Source organism: Polymorphospora sp. NPDC050346, assembly GCF_040655695.1.
In the GTDB taxonomy this organism is placed as follows: Bacteria; Actinomycetota; Actinomycetes; order Mycobacteriales; family Micromonosporaceae; genus Polymorphospora; species Polymorphospora lycopeni.
In genome coordinates this window covers 1-25084 of the sequence record NZ_JBFAKM010000050.1, presented here as the reverse complement: position 1 = coordinate 25084, position 25084 = coordinate 1, and the positions used below count along the sequence as shown (strand labels likewise).

At 67.4% G+C, this 25084-nt stretch carries 22 protein-coding genes; 13 read left to right on the top strand and 9 right to left on the bottom strand.

Going from position 1 to position 25084, the window contains the following annotated elements:
- Nucleotides 1-106 precede the first annotated feature (106 nt).
- Genes AB0I42_RS33285 through AB0I42_RS33275 form a run of 3 tightly spaced genes read right to left on the bottom strand, consistent with a single transcriptional unit; the run spans nucleotide 107 to nucleotide 2498 of the window.
- The gene (locus AB0I42_RS33285; RefSeq protein WP_357543725.1) at nucleotides 107-1249 is read right to left on the bottom strand and encodes a methyltransferase domain-containing protein; all 1143 of its coding nucleotides are present in this window, start codon (nucleotides 1247-1249) and stop codon (nucleotides 107-109) included.
- Nucleotides 1246-2217, bottom strand: a complete 972-nt coding sequence (gene tgmB / locus AB0I42_RS33280; protein ID WP_357543724.1) for an ATP-grasp ribosomal peptide maturase — start codon at nucleotides 2215-2217, stop codon at nucleotides 1246-1248. Before tgmB ends, AB0I42_RS33285 begins: the two co-directional genes overlap by 4 nt.
- 11 nt (nucleotides 2218-2228) lie before the next feature.
- A complete protein-coding gene (locus tag AB0I42_RS33275) occupies nucleotides 2229-2498 on the bottom strand; it encodes a hypothetical protein (RefSeq protein ID WP_357543723.1) in 270 nt (89 codons plus the stop codon).
- Nucleotides 2499-2735: 237 nt separating this feature from the next.
- On the opposite strand from AB0I42_RS33275, the gene AB0I42_RS33270 reads away from it, so the two are divergent.
- The 3 genes from AB0I42_RS33270 (at nucleotide 2736) to AB0I42_RS33260 (ending at nucleotide 6287) form a co-directional block, all read left to right on the top strand.
- A complete protein-coding gene (locus tag AB0I42_RS33270; protein WP_357543722.1) occupies nucleotides 2736-3947 on the top strand; it encodes a helix-turn-helix transcriptional regulator in 1212 nt (403 codons plus the stop codon).
- Entirely contained in the window at nucleotides 3944-4708 is a 765-nt protein-coding gene (locus AB0I42_RS33265) for a nucleoside 2-deoxyribosyltransferase domain-containing protein (RefSeq protein ID WP_357543721.1), read from the top strand. The genes AB0I42_RS33270 and AB0I42_RS33265 overlap by 4 nt, the downstream gene beginning before the upstream one ends.
- A gap of 409 nt (nucleotides 4709-5117) precedes the next feature.
- A complete protein-coding gene (locus AB0I42_RS33260) occupies nucleotides 5118-6287 on the top strand; it encodes an ISAs1 family transposase (protein ID WP_357543720.1) in 1170 nt (389 codons plus the stop codon).
- A 549-nt stretch (nucleotides 6288-6836) separates the two neighbouring features.
- Here the strand turns inward: AB0I42_RS33260 and AB0I42_RS33255 are convergent.
- The 3 genes from AB0I42_RS33255 to AB0I42_RS33245 form a co-directional block, all read right to left on the bottom strand.
- Nucleotides 6837-7376: a site-specific integrase gene (locus tag AB0I42_RS33255; RefSeq protein ID WP_357543747.1), complete on the bottom strand. Its 540-nt coding sequence runs from the start codon at nucleotides 7374-7376 to the stop codon at nucleotides 6837-6839.
- Between the two features lie 202 nt (nucleotides 7377-7578).
- Nucleotides 7579-7743, bottom strand: a complete 165-nt coding sequence (locus AB0I42_RS33250; RefSeq protein WP_357543719.1) for a hypothetical protein — start codon at nucleotides 7741-7743, stop codon at nucleotides 7579-7581.
- Between the two features lie 15 nt (nucleotides 7744-7758).
- On the bottom strand, nucleotides 7759-8685 hold the full coding sequence (locus tag AB0I42_RS33245; protein WP_357543718.1) for a carbohydrate kinase: 927 nt from the start codon (nucleotides 8683-8685) through the stop codon (nucleotides 7759-7761).
- Nucleotides 8686-9089: 404 nt separating this feature from the next.
- Between AB0I42_RS33245 and AB0I42_RS33240 the strand changes: the two genes are divergently transcribed.
- The 6 genes from AB0I42_RS33240 (at nucleotide 9090) to AB0I42_RS33215 (ending at nucleotide 15444) form a co-directional block, all read left to right on the top strand.
- Nucleotides 9090-10130, top strand: coding sequence for a LacI family DNA-binding transcriptional regulator (locus tag AB0I42_RS33240; RefSeq protein ID WP_357543717.1), 1041 nt, complete (start codon nucleotides 9090-9092; stop codon nucleotides 10128-10130).
- A gap of 85 nt (nucleotides 10131-10215) precedes the next feature.
- Nucleotides 10216-11304: a glycoside hydrolase family 172 protein gene (locus AB0I42_RS33235; protein ID WP_357543716.1), complete on the top strand. Its 1089-nt coding sequence runs from the start codon at nucleotides 10216-10218 to the stop codon at nucleotides 11302-11304.
- An 8-nt stretch (nucleotides 11305-11312) separates the two neighbouring features.
- Nucleotides 11313-12587: a sugar ABC transporter substrate-binding protein gene (locus tag AB0I42_RS33230; RefSeq protein WP_357543715.1), complete on the top strand. Its 1275-nt coding sequence runs from the start codon at nucleotides 11313-11315 to the stop codon at nucleotides 12585-12587.
- 64 nt (nucleotides 12588-12651) lie between these two features.
- Nucleotides 12652-13602, top strand: coding sequence for a sugar ABC transporter permease (locus AB0I42_RS33225; RefSeq protein ID WP_357543713.1), 951 nt, complete (start codon nucleotides 12652-12654; stop codon nucleotides 13600-13602).
- Nucleotides 13595-14446 carry a carbohydrate ABC transporter permease gene (locus AB0I42_RS33220; RefSeq protein WP_357543712.1) on the top strand — a complete coding sequence of 284 codons (852 nt, stop codon included), beginning with the start codon at nucleotides 13595-13597 and terminating at the stop codon, nucleotides 14444-14446. Before AB0I42_RS33225 ends, AB0I42_RS33220 begins: the two co-directional genes overlap by 8 nt.
- A gap of 38 nt (nucleotides 14447-14484) precedes the next feature.
- A complete protein-coding gene (locus tag AB0I42_RS33215; RefSeq protein WP_357543711.1) occupies nucleotides 14485-15444 on the top strand; it encodes a family 43 glycosylhydrolase in 960 nt (319 codons plus the stop codon).
- Nucleotides 15445-15992: 548 nt separating this feature from the next.
- Here the strand turns inward: AB0I42_RS33215 and AB0I42_RS33210 are convergent.
- Entirely contained in the window at nucleotides 15993-16343 is a 351-nt protein-coding gene (locus tag AB0I42_RS33210; protein WP_357543710.1) for an Lsr2 family protein, read from the bottom strand.
- A gap of 768 nt (nucleotides 16344-17111) precedes the next feature.
- Here AB0I42_RS33210 and AB0I42_RS33205 point away from each other — a divergent pair.
- On the top strand, nucleotides 17112-17582 hold the full coding sequence (locus AB0I42_RS33205) for an Hsp20/alpha crystallin family protein (protein ID WP_357543709.1): 471 nt from the start codon (nucleotides 17112-17114) through the stop codon (nucleotides 17580-17582).
- Between the two features lie 377 nt (nucleotides 17583-17959).
- Here the strand turns inward: AB0I42_RS33205 and AB0I42_RS33200 are convergent, their stop codons facing one another.
- Nucleotides 17960-18421: an SRPBCC domain-containing protein gene (locus AB0I42_RS33200; RefSeq protein WP_357543708.1), complete on the bottom strand. Its 462-nt coding sequence runs from the start codon at nucleotides 18419-18421 to the stop codon at nucleotides 17960-17962.
- Between the two features lie 1113 nt (nucleotides 18422-19534).
- Here AB0I42_RS33200 and AB0I42_RS33195 point away from each other — a divergent pair.
- From AB0I42_RS33195 to AB0I42_RS33185, 3 genes are read left to right on the top strand one after another with little or no spacing between them, the layout of a single operon-like run.
- Nucleotides 19535-20113, top strand: a complete 579-nt coding sequence (locus AB0I42_RS33195) for a PadR family transcriptional regulator (protein WP_357543706.1) — start codon at nucleotides 19535-19537, stop codon at nucleotides 20111-20113.
- Nucleotides 20110-20835 carry an ABC transporter ATP-binding protein gene (locus AB0I42_RS33190; RefSeq protein ID WP_357543705.1) on the top strand — a complete coding sequence of 242 codons (726 nt, stop codon included), beginning with the start codon at nucleotides 20110-20112 and terminating at the stop codon, nucleotides 20833-20835. Before AB0I42_RS33195 ends, AB0I42_RS33190 begins: the two co-directional genes overlap by 4 nt.
- Entirely contained in the window at nucleotides 20832-23291 is a 2460-nt protein-coding gene (locus tag AB0I42_RS33185; protein WP_357543704.1) for an FtsX-like permease family protein, read from the top strand. Before AB0I42_RS33190 ends, AB0I42_RS33185 begins: the two co-directional genes overlap by 4 nt.
- An 89-nt stretch (nucleotides 23292-23380) precedes the next feature.
- Here AB0I42_RS33185 and AB0I42_RS33180 read toward each other — a convergent pair whose 3' ends face one another.
- On the bottom strand, nucleotides 23381-24778 hold the full coding sequence (locus tag AB0I42_RS33180; RefSeq protein WP_357543746.1) for an NF041680 family putative transposase: 1398 nt from the start codon (nucleotides 24776-24778) through the stop codon (nucleotides 23381-23383).
- Nucleotides 24779-25084: the final 306 nt, after the last annotated feature.

The following is a 25084-nucleotide window of genomic DNA, read 5'->3' as shown; positions in this document are numbered from 1 at the left end:
TTCCACGTCCCGGCTCTCCAATCTCTGTCGAGCATCGCTGCCGGCATCCCCGTTGTGCGATGTAGTGGGTTGGGTTGGCCGGATCGGTCCGGATGGGACCGCCGACTCAGCACAGTTGCAGGTGGATTGGCTGGTCCTCGTGGTCGAGCCAGGCGTGTTGGTGGCCGTCGTCGTGGGCGGTGAGTCCGAAGCGGGAGCGGTTTGGGCGTCCGAGTTCGTTCCACCGTTGCCAGGCGTCGGCGATGCGGGGCCAGATCGGGCGTGGCCCGCCGTGCAGGACGGTCGACTCGGTCTCCTTGCCTGGCTTGATTTCGGCCCAGGAGGCGTCGTTGGCGGTGACGAATATGCCGTCGCCGCCGTCGTGGAGCGTGTGTCCGATCGGGCCGAGGCCGGGAACCGCGAGCTCGAGGACGAACCGGAAGTTGTCGTCGTCGAACGCGGACAGGGGAACGGTCGTCGTGTCGGTCTGCGGGGAGGTGAAGTCGTACGTCGCGGCGAGTTCGCCGCCGTCGCGTAGGGGGTTGTCGGCGTTGGCGCGCAGCCACATGAAGTGTCCCGGTGACGGGAGAAAGTGGCCGGTGACGGAATGCGGGGTGCTCTTGTGGGCGACGATGAGGCTGGAGGCGAGTTCGCCGCGTACGTCGGCGACGATGAGACCCCCTTCGGCGAGTTGCGTGATCCAGTCGGCGGGGATGGAGGGTACCGCGCAGGTCGCGATGATCCGGTCGTACGGTGCCCGTGCCGGAACGCCGTTCGCGCCGTCGCCATTGGCCAGGTGGGGCTGGTGGCCGAGGGCGGTGAGTCGCTGGCTGGCGGTCTCGACGAGTGTGAAGTCGATGTCGATGCTGGTGACGTGGGCGTCGCCCAGGCGGTGGCTGAGTAGGCCGGCGTTGAAGCCGGTTCCGGTGCCGATTTCCAGGACGCGGTGGCCATCGGTCACGTCGAGCAGGGCCAGCATGTGGGCCATCAAGCTGGGGCGGGTCGAGGAACTGGTCGGCCACATCAGGTCGGTGCCGGGCGCGGTCCGCAACTGCGTCGTCAACGAGATGTCCGAGTACACCGCGGTCAGCCAGCGGTCGTGCTGCGCCGGGTCGGCGCCGCTGACCAGTTCGTCGTCGCTGGTGTAGAACTCGGGCACGAACAGGTGCCGGGGCACGTGCGTGAACGCCGGACGCCACTGCGGGGTCAGCACCCCGGCGCGTGTCAGGTCGTCGGCCAGCGCGGCGGCGTACGGCTGCCAGTCGGTCATCGTGCGGGTCCTTGGGTGAGCAGGTCCGCCAGCGCGGCGGCAATCGGCGCGCCGGTCTCGTGTTCCAGCCACAGCCATTGCCCTGCTGGGTTGCACTCCAGCATCACCCACTCGCCGTCCGGTGTGATCACAAAATCGAACGCGCCGTAGTGAAGTCCGAGGGCGTCCAGGAACCGGTTGATGCCCTGCGTCACGGTCGCCGGAACGTCGATCCATGTATAGGTCAACGCGTCGTAGTCGGAGCGCCAGTCGATCCGTCCCGCCGCCGACGTCGACCGGACCGCTACCCCGATCGGTGTCCGACCGACCACGGTCACCCGCGCCTCGTACGCCTTGGGCACGAACTCCTGAATCAGGTGCGCGGTCGCCGCGAACGCGGCCGGGTCGATCGCGGCGGGGCCGATGACCGTCGTGTAGGTGACCCGCATCTCGTCGTCCTCGCTGAACACCAGCGACGACAACTGCTTGCACACCACCGGCCCACCAACCTGCTCCGCGAAGTCGCGGACCTCGGTGTGCTGGTTGGTGAGCAAAGTCGCGGGGATGCGCAGGCCACAGGCGGCCGCGGTGGCAAGCTGCAGTGGTTTGTACTCGGCGGCCGCCTGCCGGATCGGCTGGTTCACCCACAGGACGTCCAGCGCGGCGAGCAGACCGCCGAAGCCGTGTCGTGCCTCGACGGCCGCGAAGACCTCGTCGGCCGGGGACATCCCGGGCGGCAGCCGGAACCGGGTCGGCCGGCGGAAGTACACCGAGCCCACGTCTGCAAGATCGACATGGGTGTCGTCGGTCGCCAACCGGCCCGTCCAGCAGCCGCCCACGGTGGTCGCGGTCAACCTCAGGGCGGTCGGGAAGTCGCCGGTGTCCATCCGGGCCACACGGGCGTTGCGGCGTGACAGTTCGGCGATGACGGCATCGGCGGTCGGATCGTCGGCGCAGGTCAGAACGAGCACGGTGCCGGATGTGTCCACGACGGTCTGCCTCAGCTGTCCATACCGGTGTCCTGCGTGGTGTCCGAGACGACTTCTCCGTCCTTGGACCGCTGGGTGGGAAGCGCCGTCGCCGGCCTGGTGCTGGTCGTGTGATGTTTGCCGACCTGTGGCATCGGCACCGCCAGGGTGGCCGAGTAGGGACGCAGCGGGCCGGGCGTGTGCTCCATCGGGTACGAGACCCCGCCCGGCTCGCTCAGCGGCAGCAGCGCCGTGGGCGAGAACAGCGGAGCGATCACCGTCGCGGGCCGCGAAGGGTTCATCACGTTCTCCCTTCCTCACTGCCGTTTCGGCGGCAGATCGGTCGATGGATCAGGCGGTGCGGCCGCGAGCCGTAAAGCGGCCGGCGCCAAAGCGGTACCGGCCGTCCCAGCGATGCTGGTCGACGCGGCAATCGCCCAGCCGGGCATGGATGGAATCTACCGTCAGATCCGTGCCACACTGGTACCAAGTGGTTCCGTCAGTTCGTCGGGCAGGACCGGAACCTCCGGGGAGCAGGAATGAGATCACGTAGCATCGCCACCGAACCGATCGGTGATCGACTGCGGATGCTGCGGCTGCAACGCAACTGGTCCATCCGTCACGCCGCTTCACTCGCCGGCATCAGCCACGTCCAGTGGGGCCGACTGGAACGCGGTGAGCGCAGCGCCGACAACCGGTTCATGCTCGCCGCCCTGGCCAAAGCACTCAACGTGCCACTGGCCGAGCTCACCGGCTCCGGCGCCGTCGGTCTCGAGCACGGAGGAACCGAGGCCAAGACGGCCATCTACCACACGATGCAGGCCGTCATCGAGGCCGACCTCGAGGACGCTCCAGCCGTCGCGGCGACACCGATCGAGCGACTGGTCGAGCGGCTCGACCTCGTCGTCGACCTTCGCCTCAAGTGCGACTACATCGGTGCCGCCAAACTCATACCCTCCCTGCTGCAGGACCTGCATGCCGCCGCCTTCGGCGACGAACGCGAGCGCGCCCTAGAGGCACTGGTGCTGGCCCAGGACACCGCGTCGTTCGTGGTCAGGTACCTCGGTGACCCGACCTCCTCGGTCATGATCGCCGACCGCGGGCGACAGGCCGCCTCGTACCTCCAGGATCCGGTCATGCTCGGCATGGCCGCCTGGTCCCAGGCACACGCGGCGAGTGGCTGCGGTCTGTACGCCCGCGCACTACGTATAGCCGAACGCGCCGTCACAGAGCTGGAACCCCACACCGGCAACCTGCACGGCAAGGAGATGCTCGGCCAGCTCTACATGGTGACGGGATTCGCCAAATGGGCGCTCGGAGACACCACCACCGCGGAGGCGGCGATCGCGGAAGCGGCAAAGCTGGCACAACTGACCGGACAATCGCCCGCACTCGGCCTGAACTTCGGCCCGACAGCCATCGACGTCTGGCGCGTCAGCATCAACGCCGACGCGGGTGACCCACGAGTAGCGGTCAGAATCGCCCAGGACGCCGACCCCGCCGGACTCGCGGCGGTGTCCCGCTCCCGCCAGGCGGCGTTCTACATCGACACCGCTCGCGCACTGAGCAACATCAACAAAGACACCGAAGCGCTACGGATGCTGCTGCACGCCGAACGCCTCGCGCCACAACGCGTCCGGCTCTCCCCCCTGGTCAGCGAGACCGTCCGACACCTGCTCGAGAAGTCCCGCCGAGGAAGCGGATGGACCGAGCTACGCGCCCTGTGCGAACGCGTCGGAGTCCAGCCATGACCGGCACCGTCACGGTGATCTACGCCAACCAGCAACCACCCGACACATGGGACGCATCGCTGTTCCTCGCCGGACCGATGCCGAGAACCACCGACATCCCGTCCTGGCGCCCAGAAGCCCTGAAAGCCATCGAAGCCGCCTGGACCGGAACCGGCGAACTCGTCGTGTTCGTACCCGAGCCCCACGACGGCATACCGCTCAAGTACGACCACCACACCTGGGAAGATCGCTGGCTCGCCATCGTCGACGTCATCGTGTTCTGGGTACCGAGAGACATGCGGCATCTACCAGGCCTGACAACCAACGTGGAATTCGGTCGATGGGAAGCCAGCGGCCGCGTCGTCCTCGGCGCCCCGACAACCGCCGCGCACGTCGGATACCTTCGCGAATGCGCCACACGCAACGCCATACCGGTCACCAGCACCCTTGATGCCGCCGCGGCGGCGGCGGTAGCGATCATCGGTGACGGCGCACGACGTAACGCCAAGGAACGACAGATCCCGCTGCAGGTCTGGCGACACCCCGAGTTTCAGGAGTGGCTGACCGAACGACGCCAGGCCGGCGACATCCTGGCCGATGCCCGGGTCCTGTGGTGCGAATACGACGGCAATCATGTGCCCGTACGCTGGGTAATGCGAGTCCAGATCAAAGGCCACTATCAAACGACAACGTCCGGCGAAACCCTCGCGTTCGGCGACCTCGGAAATGCCCGCTCAGGACCGGTACACAAGCCCGTAGCGCATCATGCGGGGAGCTCATAGCGTCGCCAGTCGGCTGCGAACGAGGAACTTGATCTGAGCAGTATCGATGGTGGCGGCCGGCCTGGTGACGTTGCGCAACGAGAAACCATTCACCACGGCACTCGCTCGGCTTCCGCGTAGCCGAGAACAGCGTGCCTATTCAGGGGCTTCGCCGCCATGTCATGATCGGCAGCGATGAGTAACGGTCAGGATTCCGATCTCGTTCTGCGTGAGGTACGTCAGCACCATCTGACGCAGGTGAACGGCGTGCTTCGTCGCCCCGCGATGCAGGGCCCCGGCAAAGTCGTGACGGTGTCTGACTTGTAGGTCTTGGAGTAGAAGCGCCGCTGTTGGTGGCACCAAGACGGGCATGACCTGTTCAGAAGATCATCAAGGTTCTCTACGCCATGCTGATCATCCGAAGTGAGTCATGCCCGCGCTGCCATCATCGCTGATCTCGTCCTTGTCCCACGCACCGGCTCTGACCGTGCCAGAAACCGCTGGTGGGCTACCCGAAGCGCTCGCCGGTCTGCCTGATCCACGGGCCCGGCGAGGTGTCCGGCACCAACTGACAGTCGTGGTCACCGCAGCGGTGTGTGCCGTGGTCGCCGGCTACCGCTCGTACGCGGCGATCGCCGAATGGGTCGCCGATGTTCCGGCCACGACGGCGCTCGCCCTGGGCATGACTCCCGATCGGCGCCCGTCGGAGGCGATGATTCGTCGGCTGTTGCAGGCCATGGACCCGCAGCTACTGACCGCCGCGATCGGCGTCTGGCTCGCCAGCCGGGCCACCACCGCTGCCTCGACGACCCCGCAGGCGATTGCCGTCGACGGTAAAACCCTGCGCGGCTCCCGCACCACCGACACCGCCGCCCGGCACGTGATCACCGCCTGCGACCAGGCCACCGGTGTGGTCCTGGCCGGCATCGACGTCGACGGCAAGACCAACGAGATCACCCGGTACGCACCGCTGCTCGACCAGATCAGCGACCTGCGCGACACCGTGATCACCGCCGACGCCCCGCACTGCCAACGTGAACACGTCACCTACCTCGCGCAACGCGGCGGGCACTGGATCCTGACCGTCAAAGGCAACCAGCCCAGCCCGCACAGCCAACTCGCCGGTCTGCCCTGGCGGGCAGTCCCCGACGCCGCACGCGACACCGACCGCGGGCACGGCCGCCGCGAGATCCGCAGCCTGAAGATCCTGACGATCGCCACCGGCATCGACTTCCCGAACGCCGCCCAAGCCATCCAGACCCGCCGCCGCAGACGGCGCCTGGACCAGCCGAAACGGTTCACCACCGAGACCGTCTACGCCATCACCGACCTCCGCGTGCACCAAGCGAAACCGGCACAACTGGCGGCATGGATCCGCGGCCACCGGTCGATCGAGAACAAGGTCCACTGGGTTCGCGACGTCACCTACGACGAAGACCGATCCCAGATCCGCACCGGCACCGGACCCGAGGTCATGGCCGCGCTACGCAACGCCGCCATCAGCGCCCTACGCCTGACCGGGGTCACCAACATCGCCGCCGCCAACCGGCATCACGCCCGCGACAGCACCCGCCCCCTCGCGCTACTCGGCATCACCTGACGACTTTGCCGGGGCCCTGGGACATAGCCGGTGGCCGAAGACGTCAACGAACCCCGCCGGGCAATGTGAGACCTGCTCACCGGCCTGTGCCGCCTGCTCGAGGACGCCTACGAACTCGCAGCAGCTCGCCGCCAACATCGCCCCTGGCCTTACAGCGGCGACTACCGCCGCTTGGCGTTAGCCGACGCCGTATTCAGCGCGGGCGGCCCACCGCCCTGACAGCCAAGGGCCGCCCGCCGCTCCACAGAGAGGAGCAACACCATGATGATCCGTCCCCATCACCGCCTCGGATGTGGGGCTGCTGGACACTAGGCAACCGATCCTGGACTCGCCGGCCCGACAGCACTCTGCCTGGCACCCCGCAGCCAGCCCCGCCGGCCGTGGTGGCAGGACTGCCGCCCGGTTGCAGCTGGTTCCATAGGGGCGCCCGCACGATCCGAGTTCGACCTTGCGTTTGTCGAAGTGTTCCTCGAACTCGCACCATTCCTGCTCGGTGGCCGGCCGGTATCCCTCCTGAGGACGCATGGCGCGGCGACGCGCGAGGAAGTCCTAGGTGTGGCGGATGACGTCCTCCTCGAAGACAGCGACGTAGCCTTGCGTTGTTTGCACGTTGATGTGGCCGAGCAGGGCGGCGCCGATGTGGATGGGCAGCCCGTTGTTCACCAGATCGGTGGCGAACAGCCGGCGGAAGTCGTGTGGGGTGAAGTGCAGCCCGCGGAACGCCGGGTTCGTTTCTCCGAGGATCTGGCAACGGCGACGCAGGTTGTTCAGAATCGTCCCGGTGCTGGTCACCCGACGGACTCCGCCGATCTGCCGCTGGAACAGGTAGGGCATCGGTGCTGTCCAGACCCGTTCGTGGCCGTCGTAGCGCGGGATGAGTGGGACCGGACCGTGTGCGGTCTGCCGGAGCACGATGGTGGCGATCACGTGGAACAGCTCAGCCGACATGGGGACGACTCGTTCGCGGTTGGTGTTGGACGGTGCGATGACCAGCAGGGCGATGACCTCGCCGTTGGGGCGCTGGTACTGGCGGATGCTGGTGTGGGCCAGCTCGACCAGTTCCTCGATCCGCACCCCGGTTTGCCGCAGGACCTCGCGGGCGCGGGGCCTGTTCCCAGGCGGCCATCACCTGCTCGTGCGCGGCGTGCAGGGTCTTGATGCGGGCCGGGGACGCCGACGTCCAGTGCCGCAGCTGCGTGCAGTTGGCATCGCCGGCACGTACGAGGTGGCGCCGGGCATCGGGCCCGCCCGTACAGGTTGACCAGCCCGTCGGCTTCCTGCCGGCTGAGGTTCACACGGCATAGAAGTCGCTGGAGACCAGCAGCCGGCGCGGCCCGTCGGCGTGGGCGGCCAGTTGTTCGGTGTCGGTGTCGATGCCGGCGTGGCCGACCAGGGCAGCACCGCCGCGACCAAGTTCAGAACCGTCCCTCTCGCATGTGGTCAGCCGGCGGACCACCAGGACGAGGCCCAGTCATGCGGTTTCGTGTTGGCTTGCCCAGTCGAGTTCTTGCCGCGTCGGCGGGTTTGCTCCGGCACGTTGGCAGGTGAGCGATGCGACTCTCGTGGCATGTCGTAGCAGATTGTCGAGCGTCTCCGCGGTGCGGGTGTTGATGAAGGAGAACGCTTGTGGTTGCAGAAGATCCGCGCGTGCGAGTGCGTCGATCAGGCCGGCCATGAATGCGTCGCCGGCACCTACGGTGTCGACAACGGCGACGGCTGGAGCCGCAACGTGTCGCGTGTGGTGGCGGGTGTACAGCGAGGCGCCGCCAGCGCCTGAGGTGATCACTACGACGGTGGGCCCCAAGCCCAGCCAGCGGTGGGCGATCGCGTCCGTCGGCTCGCCCGGGTAGAGGTACTCGACGTCGTCCGAAGAAGCCTTGATGAGGTGAGCATGAGCCACGGAGCGTTCGACGTGGGCGACCGCGTGCTTCCGATCGGCTATCAAGGATGGCCGAATGTTGGGGTCGTACGAGATGGTCACTTTCGGCCTCGAGCGCTGCATGAGCTCCAGAACCGTCTGCGCGCCGGGCTCGATCATCGTGGCGAGGGATCCGGTGTGCAGGAAGGTCGCCCGCGCCGGGAGAGCCGCAGAAGGTAGATCCCACGTGAGATCGAAGAAATACCTCGCGGCTCCCTGGTCGTCGAGATCGGCGACCGCACTGCTGGTGCGCGGCAGACCAGTCGGATCGCCGAGCAGATGCACGCCTTCGTCGCGGAGGTGCGACACAAGTCGACGCCCTCGTTCGTCTTCCCCGACGCGGGTTGCCAGCATCGTGGGTCGTCCGAGGCGCGTCAGGCCGACTGCGACGTTGAATGGGCTGCCCCCGGCCCGCTCATCCCGCGTGCCGTCGCCGCGCCGGATCACGTCGACGAGGGACTCACCTACAACCAAGATCAACTTTGACTCCCAACTTTGAATCTGCTCACTCAGAGTGACTGACGCCTTCCGCGGCCAGACCCGCGCGCCCCGATGGCGCGTCTATGCAGGTCAGACGGCAGGTGGAGCACGGATGACACAGATTTGCCACGGACTGTTTACACACGCCGACCCATGTGCTTACCTCTAGTTAGTCGTTTAACGGAGGTGGTCATCATGGCACACGCCGCCGCCGCGTACACCTCGGCCGTGACCGAGAGTTGCGGCCGAGGCAACCGAGGCAGTCCACGTCGAGGGTCGTCGGTCTGTGGTTGTGGACGGTGTCGTCAGCGCCCCGCTGCGGACAGGTGCCGGGCCTGACACCGGCGCGAGTCGATGGCCGACCATGTTGAGATCCAGTGAACTTTGCGACGTGGAGGTGGGCGATGGCGACGCAGAAGGACGTGGCGAGTCGCGCCGGCGTCTCGGTGGCCACGGTGTCGATGGTGTTGGCCGGCCGTGACGCGGGTCGGGTCACACCGTCGGTCGGTGCAGCGGTGCGGCGCGCGGCGGAGGAACTCGGCTACGTTCCGAATCTGGTCGCCCGTGGTCTGAAGACGAGGCGTACGCACACGATCGGTCTGCTGTCCGACGCGGTGGCCAGCACCCCCTTCGCCGGTCAGATGCTTGCCGGCGCCCAGCAGGAGGCGTGGAGCAGCGGTTACCTGCTGCTCACCATTGACACGGGCGGCAACCACGAGTTGGACGCCCCGGCCGTCCGGGCGCTCACGCAACGAAACATCGACGCGCTCATCTACGCGTGTATGTACCACCGACTTGTGGAGCTGCCGACGCTTCCGGACGGTTTGCCCGTCGTCATCCTCGACGGCCGCCCGGCCAGTCAGCCGCCCGAACGTCCGATCGACTGGGTGGTGCCCGACGACGAGGGCGGCGCCCGCGCCGCGGTCGGTGAACTGATCAAGGCCGGTCACACCCGCATCGGCATGTGCACCCAACGCGAGGACGTACCCGCTACCCGAAGTCGTCTCGCCGGGTATATCGCCGCCCATCAAGAGGCAGGGCTCACGGTCGACGAGTCGCTTGTCGTCGCCGCGGACGGCAACACCGCGGTCCACGGGTCCGAGGCGGCGGCCCGGCTGCTCGCCCGCCCCGATCGGCCCACTGGCCTGTTCTGCTTCAGCGACCGAATCGCGATGGGGGCCTACCGGGCCGCACGTGGTTTCGGCCTGACGATTCCCACCGACCTGTCCGTCGTCGGCTTCGACAACCAGGAGTTCGTGGCTGACTCCGTGGCGCCGCCGCTGACCACCATCCAGCTACCGCACCTCGACATGGGGCGATGGGCAGCCAGGACGGCACTGACCCGGCTCGCCGGCGACAAAGACCCTCTGCCACGTACCTGCATGATGCCGGCTCCGCTGATTCGACGCGACTCGGTGGACCGGCCGCCGGCGGAGACCGCCTGACGCGGGGGCCCGCACCGCTCCGACGAGCCCGTACGGCACCTCCGCCAACAGATCCTTACCCGACAACAACCAACCTGGACCTGAAATGTACCTTTTGCCCAAGAATGTCGCATCTCGATCGGTGACAGCCGAGAACCCGACCGGCGAGCCGGGCGCGGGTGGTCGCGCCAACAACGGACGTAAGGGTCGACCCTGTATCGAGCCGCTGTCCCGCGGCCAGAGCGTCACGTTACTCGAGGCGACCGGCCCGGGCGTCGTTCGACGGATCTGGTGCACCCTGCCGCCAGGGGATCCCGACCATCTGCGCAACGTCATCCTGCGGATGTACTGGAACGGCTGTGAGTATCCCAGCGTCGAGGTGCCCATCGGCGACTTCTTTGGTCTCTCGCACGGTCAGCAGCGGCCCTTGCACACCGCGTGCGTCGCCATGCAGGGCGCGACCGGCTTCAACTGCTGGATCCCGATGCCGTTCCACGACAATGCCAGGATCACGGTGACGAACGAGTCCTCCACCGACGTCGCCATGTTCTTCTACCAGGTCGACTACACCCTCGGCGACGACCTGGCCGCAGCGGGCCTGTTTCACGCGTCGTTCCGGCGACAGAACCCGGTTCCCCTGGGTGAGGACTTCGTGATCCTGGACGCCGGTGGCGGTCCCGGAGTGTTCCTCGGCACGGTCATCGGCATCCGCAGCCTCTACACCGACAAGACGGAGTGGTGGGGCGAGGGGGAGGTGAAGTTCTACCTCGACGGCGAGACCTTTCCGACCATCTGCGGCACCGGCACGGAGGACTACATCGGCAGTGCCTGGGGCACGCCCGAAGTGGTCAGTCCCTACCAGGGGGCACCCCTGGTAGACGACGAAGCCGGGCTTTACTCCCTGTACCGGTTCCACGTCCCGGACCCGATCTACTTCGACTCCAGCCTACGGGTCACCATCCAACAGCTCGGCGCGGGCAGCAGGGCCACCGCCCTCGCGGCGCTGGGCGACGCTTCGCTGCTGTACCGCGCTGCCGGCACCGTCGACGGTGCCGATGTCTGCCTGTTCGAACGCAGCGACGACTACAGCGCGGTCGCCTTCTGGTACCAGTCGACCCCAGCACGCCTGGCGCCACTGCCTCCAAGCGAGGACCGCGTCCGCGACCTGCCCCCCACCACCGGTCTCATCCAGTAGGAGACATCATGTTCCGCAAGATCCTTGCCATAGCCGCCACCGCCATACTCGCAGCGGGCGTGGCCGGATGCGGCGTCGGCGATTCATCCGAGTCCGACGGGAAGGTCACCCTGACCCTGGCCTACCCGAGTGATCCGAACGCTCAGGCCAAGCTCGACGCACTCGTACGCGAATACCAGAAGTCGAACCCCGATGTATCAGTCAAGTACGTGTTCATTCCGTTCACGAGCTGGTCCGAATACATCACGAAGGTCAAGACCATGGTCGCCGGTGGTGACGCCCCGGACCTGCTACGCCTGGCGGTCGAAGGCATCCGACAGTTCGTCGACGACGACCTCGCCATGCCGTTCGACGACTACGCCGCCCAACACGGCGACTACGTCACCTCGCTGGGACTGGACCAGATCCATCCCAACATCCAGGCACCGCTCCAGATCGACAGCAAGACATACGGCTACGCCTTCGACTGGAACAACGTCGTCATGCACATCAACACCAAACTGTTCGAGGAAGCGGGCGTACCGCTGCCCGCCGAGAACTGGACCAAAGACGACTTCCTCAAGGCGGCACAGGCCCTGACCAAGACCGTCGACGGCCAGAAGCAGTACGGGTTCATGATCCCGAACGACTACTTCCTCACCACCGCCTTCCTGTACGGCAACAACGCCAGCGTTCTCAACGAGGACATGACCAAGGCAACGGTCAACCAACCGAACGCCGTCGAGGTCGTGCAGTTCATGCACGACCTCGTCTACACCCACGGCGTCTCGCCGGTGCCCGGCCCCAACGTCGACGCCGGACGGCTGTTCATGGCCGGCAAACTTGCCATGTATCCCGCAGGGCGGTGGCCGGTCGCGAGCTACCAGCAGAACGACTTCAGCGACTTCGACGTGCAGTACCTGCCCACGTTCCAGTCGCAGACGGCGGCCTTCGGCAGCGGCACGTTTCCCGTCCTCAAGACGAGCGAGCACCCGCAAGAGGCGCAGAAGTTCGCGATGTGGCTGTCGGCCAGCGAGTACTCGCAAACAAACTTCCTCGCGGTGGACTCCATCCCGTCCCGCCAGGACGTGATGACCTCCGTCACGACCGCGGCGCCCCCGGCCAATGGCGGAATCTTCAAGGAATCCGCCGACAGCGTCAAGGCGATCCAGGCACCAGTGCGATACACCGACGTGTCGACAATCTTCGTCAAGGCCCTGTCCGAGGTCTACTCCAACCAGAAATCCGCGCAGGAAGCCCTCGACCACGCCGCGAAGGACATCAATCGCGCGCTCGACAGCTAGCCCTGGCCGGTGGCCTGCGGCCCGCAGCCGCAGGCCACCTCGGTGCACCGCGAAAGGCAATCCGGTGGTTATCCCCAAAGCCCCACCCGCGCCAGCCGCCGCCGGCACCGGCGGCATGCCGCGCCCCCGGCGGTCCCGCCGCCGGACCCGGTCGCCGCTGGCGGCCTACGGCTTCCTGACACCCGCGCTCGGGCTGTTCCTGATCCTCGTGGGCATACCCATGCTGGGGGCGTTCGCCCTCGTCTTCCTCGACTACCGCATCATCGGCCAGCCGCGTTTCATCGGCCTGGACAACCTCCGACGGTTCTTCGACGACCCGATGGTCCCGCAGGTATTCGGCAACACGCTGAAGATGCTGCTCCCACTCGTCGCCGCGCACTGCATCCTCGGGCTCGGGCTCGCCTATGCGACCTTCCGCGTGGCCGCGCGCACCGCATCCATCTACCGCGCCATCATCTACTTCCCGACCATCGTCACCACCGTGTCGGTCGCGGTGGCCTGGGGATTCATGCTCGACACCGACAACGGCGTCGTCAACTACTACCTGGCCAAGCTCGGCGCCCCGCACATCCCATGGCTGGTCTCACCGACGTGGAGCATCCCGGCAATCATCGTGTTCAGCGTGTGGAAGTTCGTCGGCACGCCCTACCTGTTCTTCCTCATCGGCCTGCAGAACATCCCGCACAGCTACCTCGAGGCGGCCGACGTGGACGGCGCCAACGCCTGGCAGCGGTTCCGCTACATCATCCTGCCGCTGCTCACGCCAACAACCTTCCTCGTGGTCGTGCTGTCGTTCATCAACTACCTGCAACTCTTCGACGAGCCGTTCGTGCTCACCGACGGTGGTCCGGGCACGTCGTCCACGAGCGTCACCATGTACATCTACCAGAACTTCGAAGCGGGCCGGTACGGGTACGCGTCCACGATCTCGGCCGTGCTGTTCGTGTGCATCCTCGCCATCACGCTCGTTCAGTTCCTGGCAAGCAAGCGATGGGTGCGATACGACAATGAATGATCAGCGAAACCGCAGCCGGCTGCTCCCCCGTATCGGCGCGACCGTCAACCACACCGTCCTCATCGCGACCAGCGCACTCATGCTCCTGCCGTTCAGCTGGATGCTGGCCACGTCGCTGCGGCTACCGAAGGACTCGTTCAACCTGCCGCCGGCGCTCCTACCCACTTCTTTCCACACCGCCAACTACACGGCTGTCTTCAGAGACGTCCCCTTCTTCTCGTTCATCCTGAACAGCGTGGCCGTGACGGCCGTGGCGACGATTCTTCAATGCATCATCTCGGCCGCAGCCGCCTACCCCTTCGCGCGCATGAAGTTCCGCGGCCGCAACGCGCTGTTCCTCCTGATGCTGTCCGGCCTCATGATCCCCGTCCAGGTCACGGTCATTCCGCTGTTCCTGATGTTCCGGCAGGTCGACCTGATCGACACCCGCACCGCGCTGGTGCTACCCGCCCTCGTCTTCCCCATGGGCATCTTCATCCTCCGCCAGCACATGCTCACCCTGCCGACCAGCTACGAGGAGGCCGCCCGACTCGACGGCGCCGGCCACCTACGCATCTTCTGGAACGTGATCCTGCCCATGTCGCGTCCAGCACTGGTCGTCGTCGCCATGCTCAGCGGACTAGCCACCTGGAACGACTTCTTCCGCCCACTCATCTTCATCAACAGCATCGACAAGATGACCATCCCCCTCGGACTCACCGTCCTCGACGGCTTCGCCCGGACCTCCAACATCGCCGTGGTCCTCGCCGGGGTGGTCATCTCTATCGTGCCGCCCCTGGTGCTGTTCATCCTCGGCTCCCGACACCTCGTGCGAGGCATGGCCCTCACCGGACTCAAGGGCTGAAACCCGGTCCCGTTCACCGCACAACAGGAAGGACCTCCATGCTCAGCCTGCCCGACTCATGGGTGTGGGACTGCTGGATCGTCGACGACGGCGAGCAATACCACCTGTTTTTCCTCTTCGCATCACGGGCACTACACGATCCGGAACGCAGGCACCGCCGCGCCGCGATCGGCCACGCCACCTCAACCGATCTGAAGACCTGGACCCGCGTCGCCGACGCACTCGTCCCGAGCGACGCACCCGCCTTCGACGACCTCGCCACCTGGACCGGCAGCATCATCAAGGCCCCCGACGCCTGGTACATGTTCTACACCGGCACCACCGACGTCAACGGGCACATCCGCCAACAGATCGGACTGGCCACCAGCACCGACCTGATGACCTGGCACAAGGCAGCGAACAACCCCATCCTCACCACAGACCCACGATGGTACGAACCGCTCGGCGACGGATGGCCCGACGAACACTGGCGCGACCCATGGGTCCTCGCCGACCCCGACGGCGACGGATGGCACATGCTCATCACCACACGCGCCAACCACGGACCGGTCGACGACCGCGGCGTCATCGGCCACGCAACCTCACCCGACCTCCTCACCTGGCAGGTGCAGCCACCGCTGAGCCAATCCGGCACCGGATTCGGCCAACTCGAAGTCCCGCAGATCGAAAAGATCGACAACCAGTTCTTCCTCGTATTCTCCTGCCTGCGTCCGGAGTTCGCGCACTCCCGTCAACGAGACCCCGGATCGGGCGGAACCTGGCTCGCCCACGCCGCCAGCCCGCTCGGGCCCTACAACATCACCGACGCCCGACCACTCACCGACGACACGCTGTACGCCGGCCGAATCACCAAAGACCGAAACGGACGCCACGTCATCATCGCATTCCACAACCGCCACGAAGGAACATTCATCGGCGTCACCAGCGATCCCATCCCCTTCCCCGACATCCCACCGACACGCGCTACAGAACCTGAATCGGGGCGCAGCAAGCCCTAGCATGGGGAGCCCGCGGCCGGTATGAGATGCCGGACCGCCGCCAGGTTGCGCAGTCCCCGCCTCGGTCGCGGAGCCGACCGCCAGCGCGGAGCGCCTTACATCACCCGCGATTGCCTGCGTCCAGTCAGAGAGGCTGAGCTCCTCTCTTGCGGAGCGGCGACAGGCGGTGATTGACAAGACGGTGGTCTGGGCCTGGCGAACCCTCGTCGAGCAGGTCGACGGGCTGACCCGCCGGACCGCCCGCCGCAGCCTGCCCCTGCATGAAGTGCTCGCGGCGATCGGGCTCGCCCTGGCCGGGCAGGCCGGGGCCGGGCTCGCTCGCGGGCATCAGGTTCCCAGCCGAGCCCGATCCCAACCAGCGCCATCATCCTGCTCGTCACGATCGCGTTCCGCCCACCGGCCATGCTCGCGCCCGCCATCCTCGCCGCAGGATCCGTCACGATCGCCACGACGCAGACCCGCCACCGCGACCAACACCTCCAGACCCGACAGCGAAGCGCTCGGGTTTCACCGACGGCTCTGACGGTGCCGCCCGAAGGTGGAGACGGCTACCGGTGTGCCGTGCGGTAGGCGTCGAGTACTTCCTGTGGGATACGGCCACGTTCGGAGACCTCGAAACCGTTCTGGGCGGCCCAGTCGCGGATCTCACGATTCTCCTGACGCCTGTTCGGGGCCGCCGCGGATCGGCTGGCCGGCCGGCTCGTCGGAGAAGCCGGCCCGCCGCGGCCGAGTCGCCGGCCGCCTTCGATGAACGGGTCGAGAGCGGTGCGCAGCTTGCCCGCGTTGGCCTCGGACAGATCGACGGTGTACTTGACGCCGTCGACTCCGAACTCGACGGTCCGGTCGGCCGGTTTCCCGTCCAGGTCGTCGATGAGCGTGGTGATTACCTGCCTGGCCATGGGGTCTCCTGTTACGTCAACGCGATGATCAAGTATCACGTGGCGTGGTCTGGAAGGACAAACGCCAGGTACGCGCGTCAGATTACGCCTCGGTCGCGGTGCCGTACGCCGCTAATCCGCGCAGAGCCTGTCAGCGGTTGGGGTAAGGGCAGGCCGGCGTTGACATCGACCTCGCCGTCTCGCGGGGCGCGATCCCGGTGGTCAATGCGCGTTGACGGCGGGAGCCGGCCCGAGTTCCGCGTCCGCCTGGTCGACAAGCGCGCCTTCCTCGTCGACCAGCGTGACTCGAACCCGGCGCCGGGTGCCCCGCGTGACTGGCAGTATGCGCAGCTGCTCGGTGGATGCGAGGTGCTCGGCGCCCCACTACTGCAATGTCTTTTAGTGCTTATATCGCGTTTAGCGCATTTTCGGTGATGGCTGAAACAGGCTGGTCGTAGGCGCCTGAGGGTGGCGCCGCGCGTAGGTTCCGTTTGTCGGCTCACCGCCGTCGGGCCGCGGCCGGCTGGTTCGTGCTCGACCTGAGCGAGTAGACCCCTGTCGGGCCACCTGATCTCTGTGCCCTGGCGGCGGGCGTCTTCGGCAGCCGGAGTGGATCTTCGTGTAGGACTTGGCAGTCGGCCGCGGGGAGTGCTAAATAAGAAGTGTCGCTGCTGGTCGCTCGCGGTGATGGGCCGCGGGAAGCCTGCAGTGGCTCGGCAGAATCGATCTTTAGCCGAGTGCCACGTGTCCACCGGAAGGGCCGGTGGACGAGGTCTGTAGGAGGTATCCGTGGTGCTGACTTTCGATCCCTTCCGCGAGTTCGACCGTATCGCCGGCCAGGTGTTCGGTACCGGTACGGCCATCACGGGCACCGCTACCCAGGCAATGCCGCTGGATGTCTACCGCTCCGGTGGCCACTACGTCCTGCACTGTGACCTCGCCGGCGTCGATCCCGGCTCGGTGCAGGTCGACATCGACCGGCAGGTGCTGACCATCCGCGCCGAGCGTTCCGCCCGTAGCGACGACGGCGTGCAGTGGGTCCGTCGGGAACGACCGACCGGCACCTTCGAGCGGCGGATCGCCCTGGGCGACGGCTTGAACCTCGACAAGATCGCCGCGACCTGGCAGGACGGGGTGCTCACCCTGACAATTCCGCTCGCCGAGGCGTCCAAGCCGCGCCGTATCGCGATCACCGCCACCGACGGCCGCCGACACGAGGCCGTCCAGGGTTCCCCGACGCCCGCCCTCACCAAGTCCTGACCATCGCCACACCGCCACCGGCGGAGGGCGAGAGGTTCCTCTCGCCCCCGCCGGCCCGAAGACGCGCCCTGCCCGTGGGTTGACGCTCGATCTGGCTGCCCCCGGCCAAACAGGTAGCGGCCCCAAGGAGGTTGGAGAGCAGGAACGGGCCCAGATGGCCGTTCGCGCACATGATCGACGCGTCGTTACGGGCGGAGGTACTACTCAAGGGCACGGTGATCCACGAGCGGCTGGTGCGGCAATCCGGGTTCACGCAACAACGAGAGTTCTCACCGCAGGCCACCGTCACCGGGCCGGCGGTTAGGTGGCGAGCACGCCATTGGTCGATCGCCGCCGATCCCGAGCCTCGAACCAGTCGGAGAAGCCCGACAGGTCGCCTACGGCTCGAGATATGCGGAGAGGCTCGTCAAAGACGAAGTGATCCCTTCGGCATGGTCACGGGCGCGGATCCCGTCCGGGACATTCCGCGCAACGACCTCGACATCGGTTCCCCCGTCGACGCTGCGCAGATTCCATTCCATCTCCATCGTCCCCCGGAACGCCGGGTCATCGGACTCGAAGTCGATCTCCTGCACGATCTGCTCGCCTGGAACGAGCCGGGAGATGCGCACGACCGACACGTCCGAACCAGCCGACGTCTTGCCGGGGGCATCGGAAGCGTCGTCATACGTCAGGACGAGGCGGTAGGAGCCGCCCTCACGCATATCGAACCGCTCGAACCGGCCATGCATCCCCTTCGGAGGCAACCAGGTGACCAACGCCTCCTCGCTCACCAGGGCGGCGAACACCTTCGTGCTGTCGACGTGGATAAGGAGGCTGGCTCGATCTGTTCTACCCATGACCGGACTCTACTTACTCCCCTCACCACCGACGGCGACCGCACTGTTCCGACACGCTTGATCCCGGCCGGTCGTGGCCGGAACTCATTTCCACGCATATGAAGAGAACCAACTATGCGGGCACGCAGAACGATCCTCAAGAGGAGGCAGAGCATAGATCAACCAAAAACCTTCGAACCGCCCTTTGAAACCGCCGACGCAAGGCGGTACTGCGAGGAGACCCCTGAGCCACGGCGCCTCCCGTTCTCGTGTTACCACCAAGCCGAAGTGTGCCCCGGGATACGTGCAGGTCACCGGGTCCTATCTGGTAGGTCGAATCTTGTCGGCGAAGGGGTTGCCTGGTAAGCAGGTGGCTGCCGGGCCGTCGAAGTCCGCGGCAGAGGCTCGCCGTTGGCGAGTGGGACGCAACTTAGCGCGGAGGCAGGACTTGGCCAGCGGAAATCCCTCGAAGGAAAGGTGGCGCGAATCGGGCCGAGAAGAACTCTCGGCCGCTTTGCCCCACCGATCTGCCGCATCTATTCGTACCCGCAACGTTGTCACCACCGCATTCCAGCCTCGCCCACGGCGGACGCTGGCGCCCACCGACACCGCCCCCACCCGCACCCTGCACCTTGTCGTCTGCGCCGCCCCACCCGCCCGACGGATCACGAGGTTCCCCCTGGGATGTGGACACCGGCTTATGCCGCTATCTGTTGCGGCGTAGTGGGTTTGAGTGCTGGTTCGTAGTCGGCAGGGGCGAGGTAGCCGAGTGCGGGATGGCGGCGGTGGAAGGCGATCCATCTGAACAAGTCGCGGCGGGCGTCGGCTTCGGTGCGTCATCGGCGGTGGTTGCCGTCGAGGCCGCAGTTGAGGCGGCGAAGCACGACTCGGCCGGCGACCTGACGGGTTCTCGCCGGCCAGCGGGTAGGGGTGCCAGGCCGGCGTGGGGTCGGTCCGGCACCCCGCACTCGTTCACCGGCATGCGGCGAGCGATGGGGCTCCGAACACGGCAGATAGCCGGACAAGGCAGTTCGGTGGGCGTGGTGGGCCGGAGGTGTCACCATGCGCACCGCGCCAGGGGCACTCGCCTGAACCGTTGACAGCGAGACCAGTATACCGAGTATCATACTCGGTATGAGTATCCGGCACGCCCTGTTGGCCCTGCTCAGCGAGGGCCCCAAGTACGGCCTTCAGCTAAGGCAGGAGTTCGAGTCCAGAACTGGGGAGGTATGGCCGCTCAACGTAGGGCAGGTCTACACCACCCTTCAGCGCCTGGAGCGCGACGGCCTCGTCGAGTCGGAGGGCTCCGGCGGGCCCCAGAACGTCTTCACGATCACGCCGACCGGCTCCGACGAGCTGAACGGGTGGCTGCGCACACCACCGGACGTGGTTCCACCACCGCGCGACGAACTCGTCATCAAGGTGCTCGTAGCAATGCGTGTACCCGGTGTGGACCTGCCCGAGCTTCTCCAGGGGCACCGACGGCACCTCGTGCAGGCGATGCAGGAGTACACCCATCTGAAGTCCGAGATCGCCGAGGATGAGGTGGAGCTGTCGCTCGTCGTGGATTCGGAGCTGTTCCGGATAGAAGCGATCGTCCGGTGGCTCGACACCACGGACGCCCGGCTCAAGCGCCTACCGGCCCGCACCGCGAGCAGGGACACCACCTCCGCGCCCCGCCTCGGTCGCAGGATCGCGGGGGTACGGCGATGAGTGCGGCCGTCGAACTGCGTCAGGTATCCAAGGTCCACGGATCGGGTCCCACCGAGGTCCACGCGCTGCGCGAGGTCGACCTGTCCGTTCGGGCCGGCGAACTGGTGGCGGTGATGGGCCCGAGCGGCTCAGGCAAGAGCACGCTGCTCGCGATCGCCGGAACGCTGGAAGAACCGACAAGCGGCGACGTCGTCATCGCCGGTCACAAGTTGGCGCGCCTGTCCCGCCACGACCGCGCGCGGCTGCGGCGGCAGTCCATCGGGTACGTCTTCCAGAACTACAACCTCCTCGCCGGGCTGACCGCCGTCGAGAACGTGGCGCTTCCGCTGGAACTGGACGGCGTGAAGGTCAGGGTTGCCCGGGCAGCCGCGATGGAGGTACTCGCAAAGCTCGGCCTGACCGAGCGGGCCACCCGCTTTCCGGACGAGCTGTCCGGCGGCGAGAGCCAACGGGTGGCGATCGCGCGGGCCGTCGTCGGTGAACGGCGGTTGCTGCTGGCTGACGAACCCACCGGCGCGCTCGACTCGTTGAGCGGCGAGACGGTGATGCGCATGCTCCGCCTGGCCAGCCACGATGGCGTGGCCGGCGTGGTGGTGACCCACGACGCCCAGATGGCTTCCTGGGCCGACCGCGTGGTGTTCCTGCGGGACGGCCGGGTCGTCGACCAGACGGTACCGAGCCGTGGCCCGGAATCCCTCCTGGCACCGGGAGCGAACCCGTGAGCCGTAACGGCGGCCTGCCGGCCCGGCGCGCGGTGGTCCGCTGGGCGTGGCGGCTGTTCCGCCGCGAGTGGCGCCAGCAGATCATGGTGCTGACGCTCCTGACCGTCGCCGTCACGGCAGCCGTCGTGGGCGTGTCGGCCGGCTACCACCTGACACCGCCGGGCACCGCCAGGTTCGGTGACGCCAGCCAGCGGTTCACGCTGTACGCCGACGACGATCGGTCACCGGATCCACAGATCGCGCAGGCACGCGAGTGGTTCGGCACGATCGACGTGATCGGGCACCGGTACCTGCCGGCCCCGGCTTCGGCGGACACCGTCGAGCTACGGGCGCAGGATCCACACGGACCGTACAGCGAGCCGATGCTAAAGCTGCTGACGGGTCGCTACCCGACCGCGGCCGGCGAGGCGGCGCTCACCGACGAGATAGCGGCAGACCTGCGGGTACGCGTCGGCGACGTGCTGACGCTCGACGGGCGCACCTGGACAGTGGTCGGCCTGGTCGAGAACCCCGGCGATCTGCGCGCGGAGTTCATCCTCGTCGCGCCGGCACAGCCCGAACCATCGGAGGTGATCACGGTGCTCACCGCCGCCGATCCGGCACGGTTCGCGGAATACCGCGCGCAGCACGGCCAGCCCGTGTACGAGTTGCGCCCCACGCACGCGTGGGTCGAGGCCGCCGCCGGTGTGTTCAGCGTCTTCGCGGTGAGCATGCTGCTCATCTGCCTCATCGCGACGGCCGGCTTCGCCGCCATCGCGCACCGCCGGTTGCGCCAGCTCGGCCTGCTCGCCGCAGTCGGGGCGACTCTACGACACCTCCGTCTCGTGCTGCTGGCCCACGGTGCCGCGGTCGGTGCCGCGGCGTCGGCGGTCGGCACCGTCGCAGGCGTCCTGATGTGGTTCGCCGTGACGCCACGGTTCGAAACGGCGGCGGGACACCGCATCGACCGGCTGGACCTACCGTGGTGGCAGATCGTCGCCGTCGTACTGCTGACTCTCCTGACGGCGACCGCCGCGGCCTGGTGGCCGGCGCGCACCGCTGCCCGGGTACCGATAACACTTGCCCTGTCCTCGCGCCCGCCACGGCCCAAGCGGGCACGCCGCTCGGCGGTGGCCGCCGTCGTGCTCCTCGTGCTGGGCGTCGGGTCGCTGCGGCTCGCCCAACGCAACAACGCGGCGGGTGACAACGAGCTGGAGATCGCCGATCTGGCGCTGGTCGTCGCTGGCACGCTGGCGATCGGATTCGCACTTCTGTTCGTCGCCCCGCTCGCGGTCCGGGTGCTCGCCGCCGTCGGCGCCCGGCTCCCGGTCGCTGCCCGACTAGCCTTACGTGACCTCGCCCGCCATCAGGCCCGGTCGAGCGCCGCGCTGGCCGCGATCAGCGTGGCGCTCGCGATCCCGACCGGGATCGTGCTCGCGGCGAACGTCGTCGAGCAGACCACCGCCGAGAGCAACCTCTCCGACCGTCAGCTTCTCATCTGGATCGACGTCCCCGGCCTACGCGTTCCCGACCGCACACCGGATCAGCTGACCGCGATCGAGGCCCAGGTCAGGCGGTACACCGCCACGCTCACCAACCCGACCGTCATCCCACTCGCAGTCGCGATAGACCCAATCGAGATTCCGCAGGCGGATGCCGACGGCGGAGGGACCGGGCGGCTGCCGGTCGATGTCGGCCCGCAGACCGACCCGGGCTCCGGTTCGCGGCAGGCACCGTTGGTCGCCACACCTGAGATCCTGCGGTACTACGGCGTCGACCCCGCCAGCATCGGAGAGGCAACGGACGTGCTGACCACGCAGCCCGACTCGGACCTGTTGCTGCCGGCCGAGTCTGGCGAGACCGCGCGGTCCTTTCCCCGGGCGGCCACCCAGCGGCTGCCGACCCCGCAGTTCGAGTCGCTTCCGAAGACGCTCCTCACACCGGCGGCGCTGCACCGCAACAACTGGCAACCAGTGCGGACCGGCTGGCTGGTCGAGAACCCCCGGCCGTTGACCGCGACGCAGCTCGCCGGAGCACGGGAACTCGCGCTCGACGCGGGCCTGGTCATCGAGGACCGCGACAAGAGCGCTGGACTCCTGGCACTGCGCGCGATCGCGACAACGGCCGGAGCCGTACTCGCGCTCGCGATCCTTGCCATGACCGTCGGGCTGATCCGGGCCGAGGCGGCAGCCGACCTGCGCACGCTCACCGCGACGGGCGCGACGGGTCGCATCCGGCGCAGGCTCACCTCGACAACGGCCGGCGGGCTCGCACTGCTGGGCGGGATCCTGGGCATCGGTGCCGCGTACACCGTCATCGTGGCGGGCTCATCCCGCGACCAGCTCAACGAGCTGGCGCGCGTGCCGCTCGTGGAACTGCTCGTGATCGCTGTCGGCGTCCCGTCGGTCGCCGCAGCCCTCGGCTGGCTGTTCGCCGGACGTGAGCCGCGATCCCTGGTACGAGCACGGCTGGAGTGAACGGATACCCGAACCGACCCGACAAACCTCGATCAAGTTCGAGGATCTTTCGCAGAGCCGAGGGGACTCGAACCTCTAATGCTTGTTCTTTAACCTGCGCGTTGTTTGCGGGCGGTGATGCTCAGGTCGCGGACGGCGGTTTTCCCGACGTCGTGGCGGGGTGCGTGTCGGTGGTTCGGTGTGCCTGGCGGACGTCCGGGGCCCGGTCGTGTGGGTTTCGGTGCGCCGGCTGGTAGAGCGCTTTTGGTGCGGATGTTCCGAAAGCCTCGGCGGACGCGGGCGGGGGTGAGTCGGCCGGGTGGGGCGGGTCGTTCCCAGGGGCGGCGTAGGTCTGTGGTGAGGGTGCGGGCGAGGCGGAGTTGGGTGTGGGCGGTGATGATCAGCCAGGTCCAGCGGTCGGCTGCTTGTGGGGTGCGGATCTTGGGGCGGGTCCAGCCCAGGGTCTGCTTGAACAGGCGGAAGGTGTGTTCCAGGTCGAAGCGGCGTAGGAACGCCTGCCACCAGCGGTCGATGTCGGCGGTGGTCGCGTCGGTGGTGGAGCACCACAGCCAGACGGGTTTCGGGTCGCGGTCGCCGGGCAGGTGGTCGACCTGGAGGCGGATCAGGGTGCCCTCGATGACGGGCAGGTCACCGTCGTGGTCGATCCAGCTGGTGCGGCGGGTCAGGCGTGGGTGGAGTCGGTTCCAGCTTTGGATGTTGGCGGTGCCGTAGCGGCTGGTGTCGGTGGTGGTGTGGTGTTGCGGGGTGGGCCAGGTGTGTGGGGTGTTGAGGCGGAACTCGGGCCCGTGTTTGGGCGGACGACCGACCGTCGCGGGTGGTCGGGGCGGTTTCGGTAGTCGTAGTACCCGGTCGGCGCGTAGGCGGCCGAGTAGTTGCACGGGTAGGTCGGCCAGGACGTGGGCGAGTCGGGTTATGTCGTAGCCGGTGTCGGCGACGATCAGGATCGGTGGGTCGCCGTGGCGCCAGTGGCCTGCGGTGACGAGCCGGTCGACGACGTCGCGGAGTTGGTCGGCGGTCACGGCGGTGGCGTCGTCGGCCGGTCCCAGCCGTTGCGCGTCCAGGATCGCGGTCCACGATGTGCGGCCGGGTTCCAGGGCGGCGACAAATGAGTACGGCCATCCGGGGATCATCTGGGCCTGGTTCCTGGCCCGGCCGTAGGTGTGGCAGAACAGCCGGTCGGACGAGGTGGACGCGTCCGGGCGCAGCCAGTTGCTGACATCGACCGCCAGGACGATCCGACCGTCGGTGGCACGTGGCAGCGGCAGCCTGGCAAGGCTGGTCCGCAGTCGGGCAAGGTCGATCCGGCCGGCGTTCAACCCGTCGTACAGGGCGCCGTGACCACGCCGGTACTCGGCCACCAACGGCAATCCGACCAGGCTGGTCATCGGCCCGTCAGCACATAGGACCGCGTCCGCGAGCTCGAACAACGCGTCCGCCCGAGCGGTCAGGCACGCGTAGAGATCCCGCCGGAAGTCGGCGAGGACCACCGCCGGGTCCGCTGGCCCGCCCGGCGGGGGGTCGGTTGGTAACAGCACGCCCAGGTAGTCCAGAATCGTGGCCACGGCCACCGTCCTTGCTCTTCATGTTCTGCCAGGAACCGGAAGATCATCAGACGGTGGCCGCATCCATGTCGAGCACCGACACGCCGAAGTCCACACAGGACCACCCCGACAGTCGGCAGTCGGCAGTCGGCAGTCGAGGGTCGGGTGGCCCAGGGCGTCGCAGCCCTGGGCTCCCACGGAACGGAGCGTGACAGTCTCCCATCACTCCGCTCTTCTCACCAGTTCCAGCAG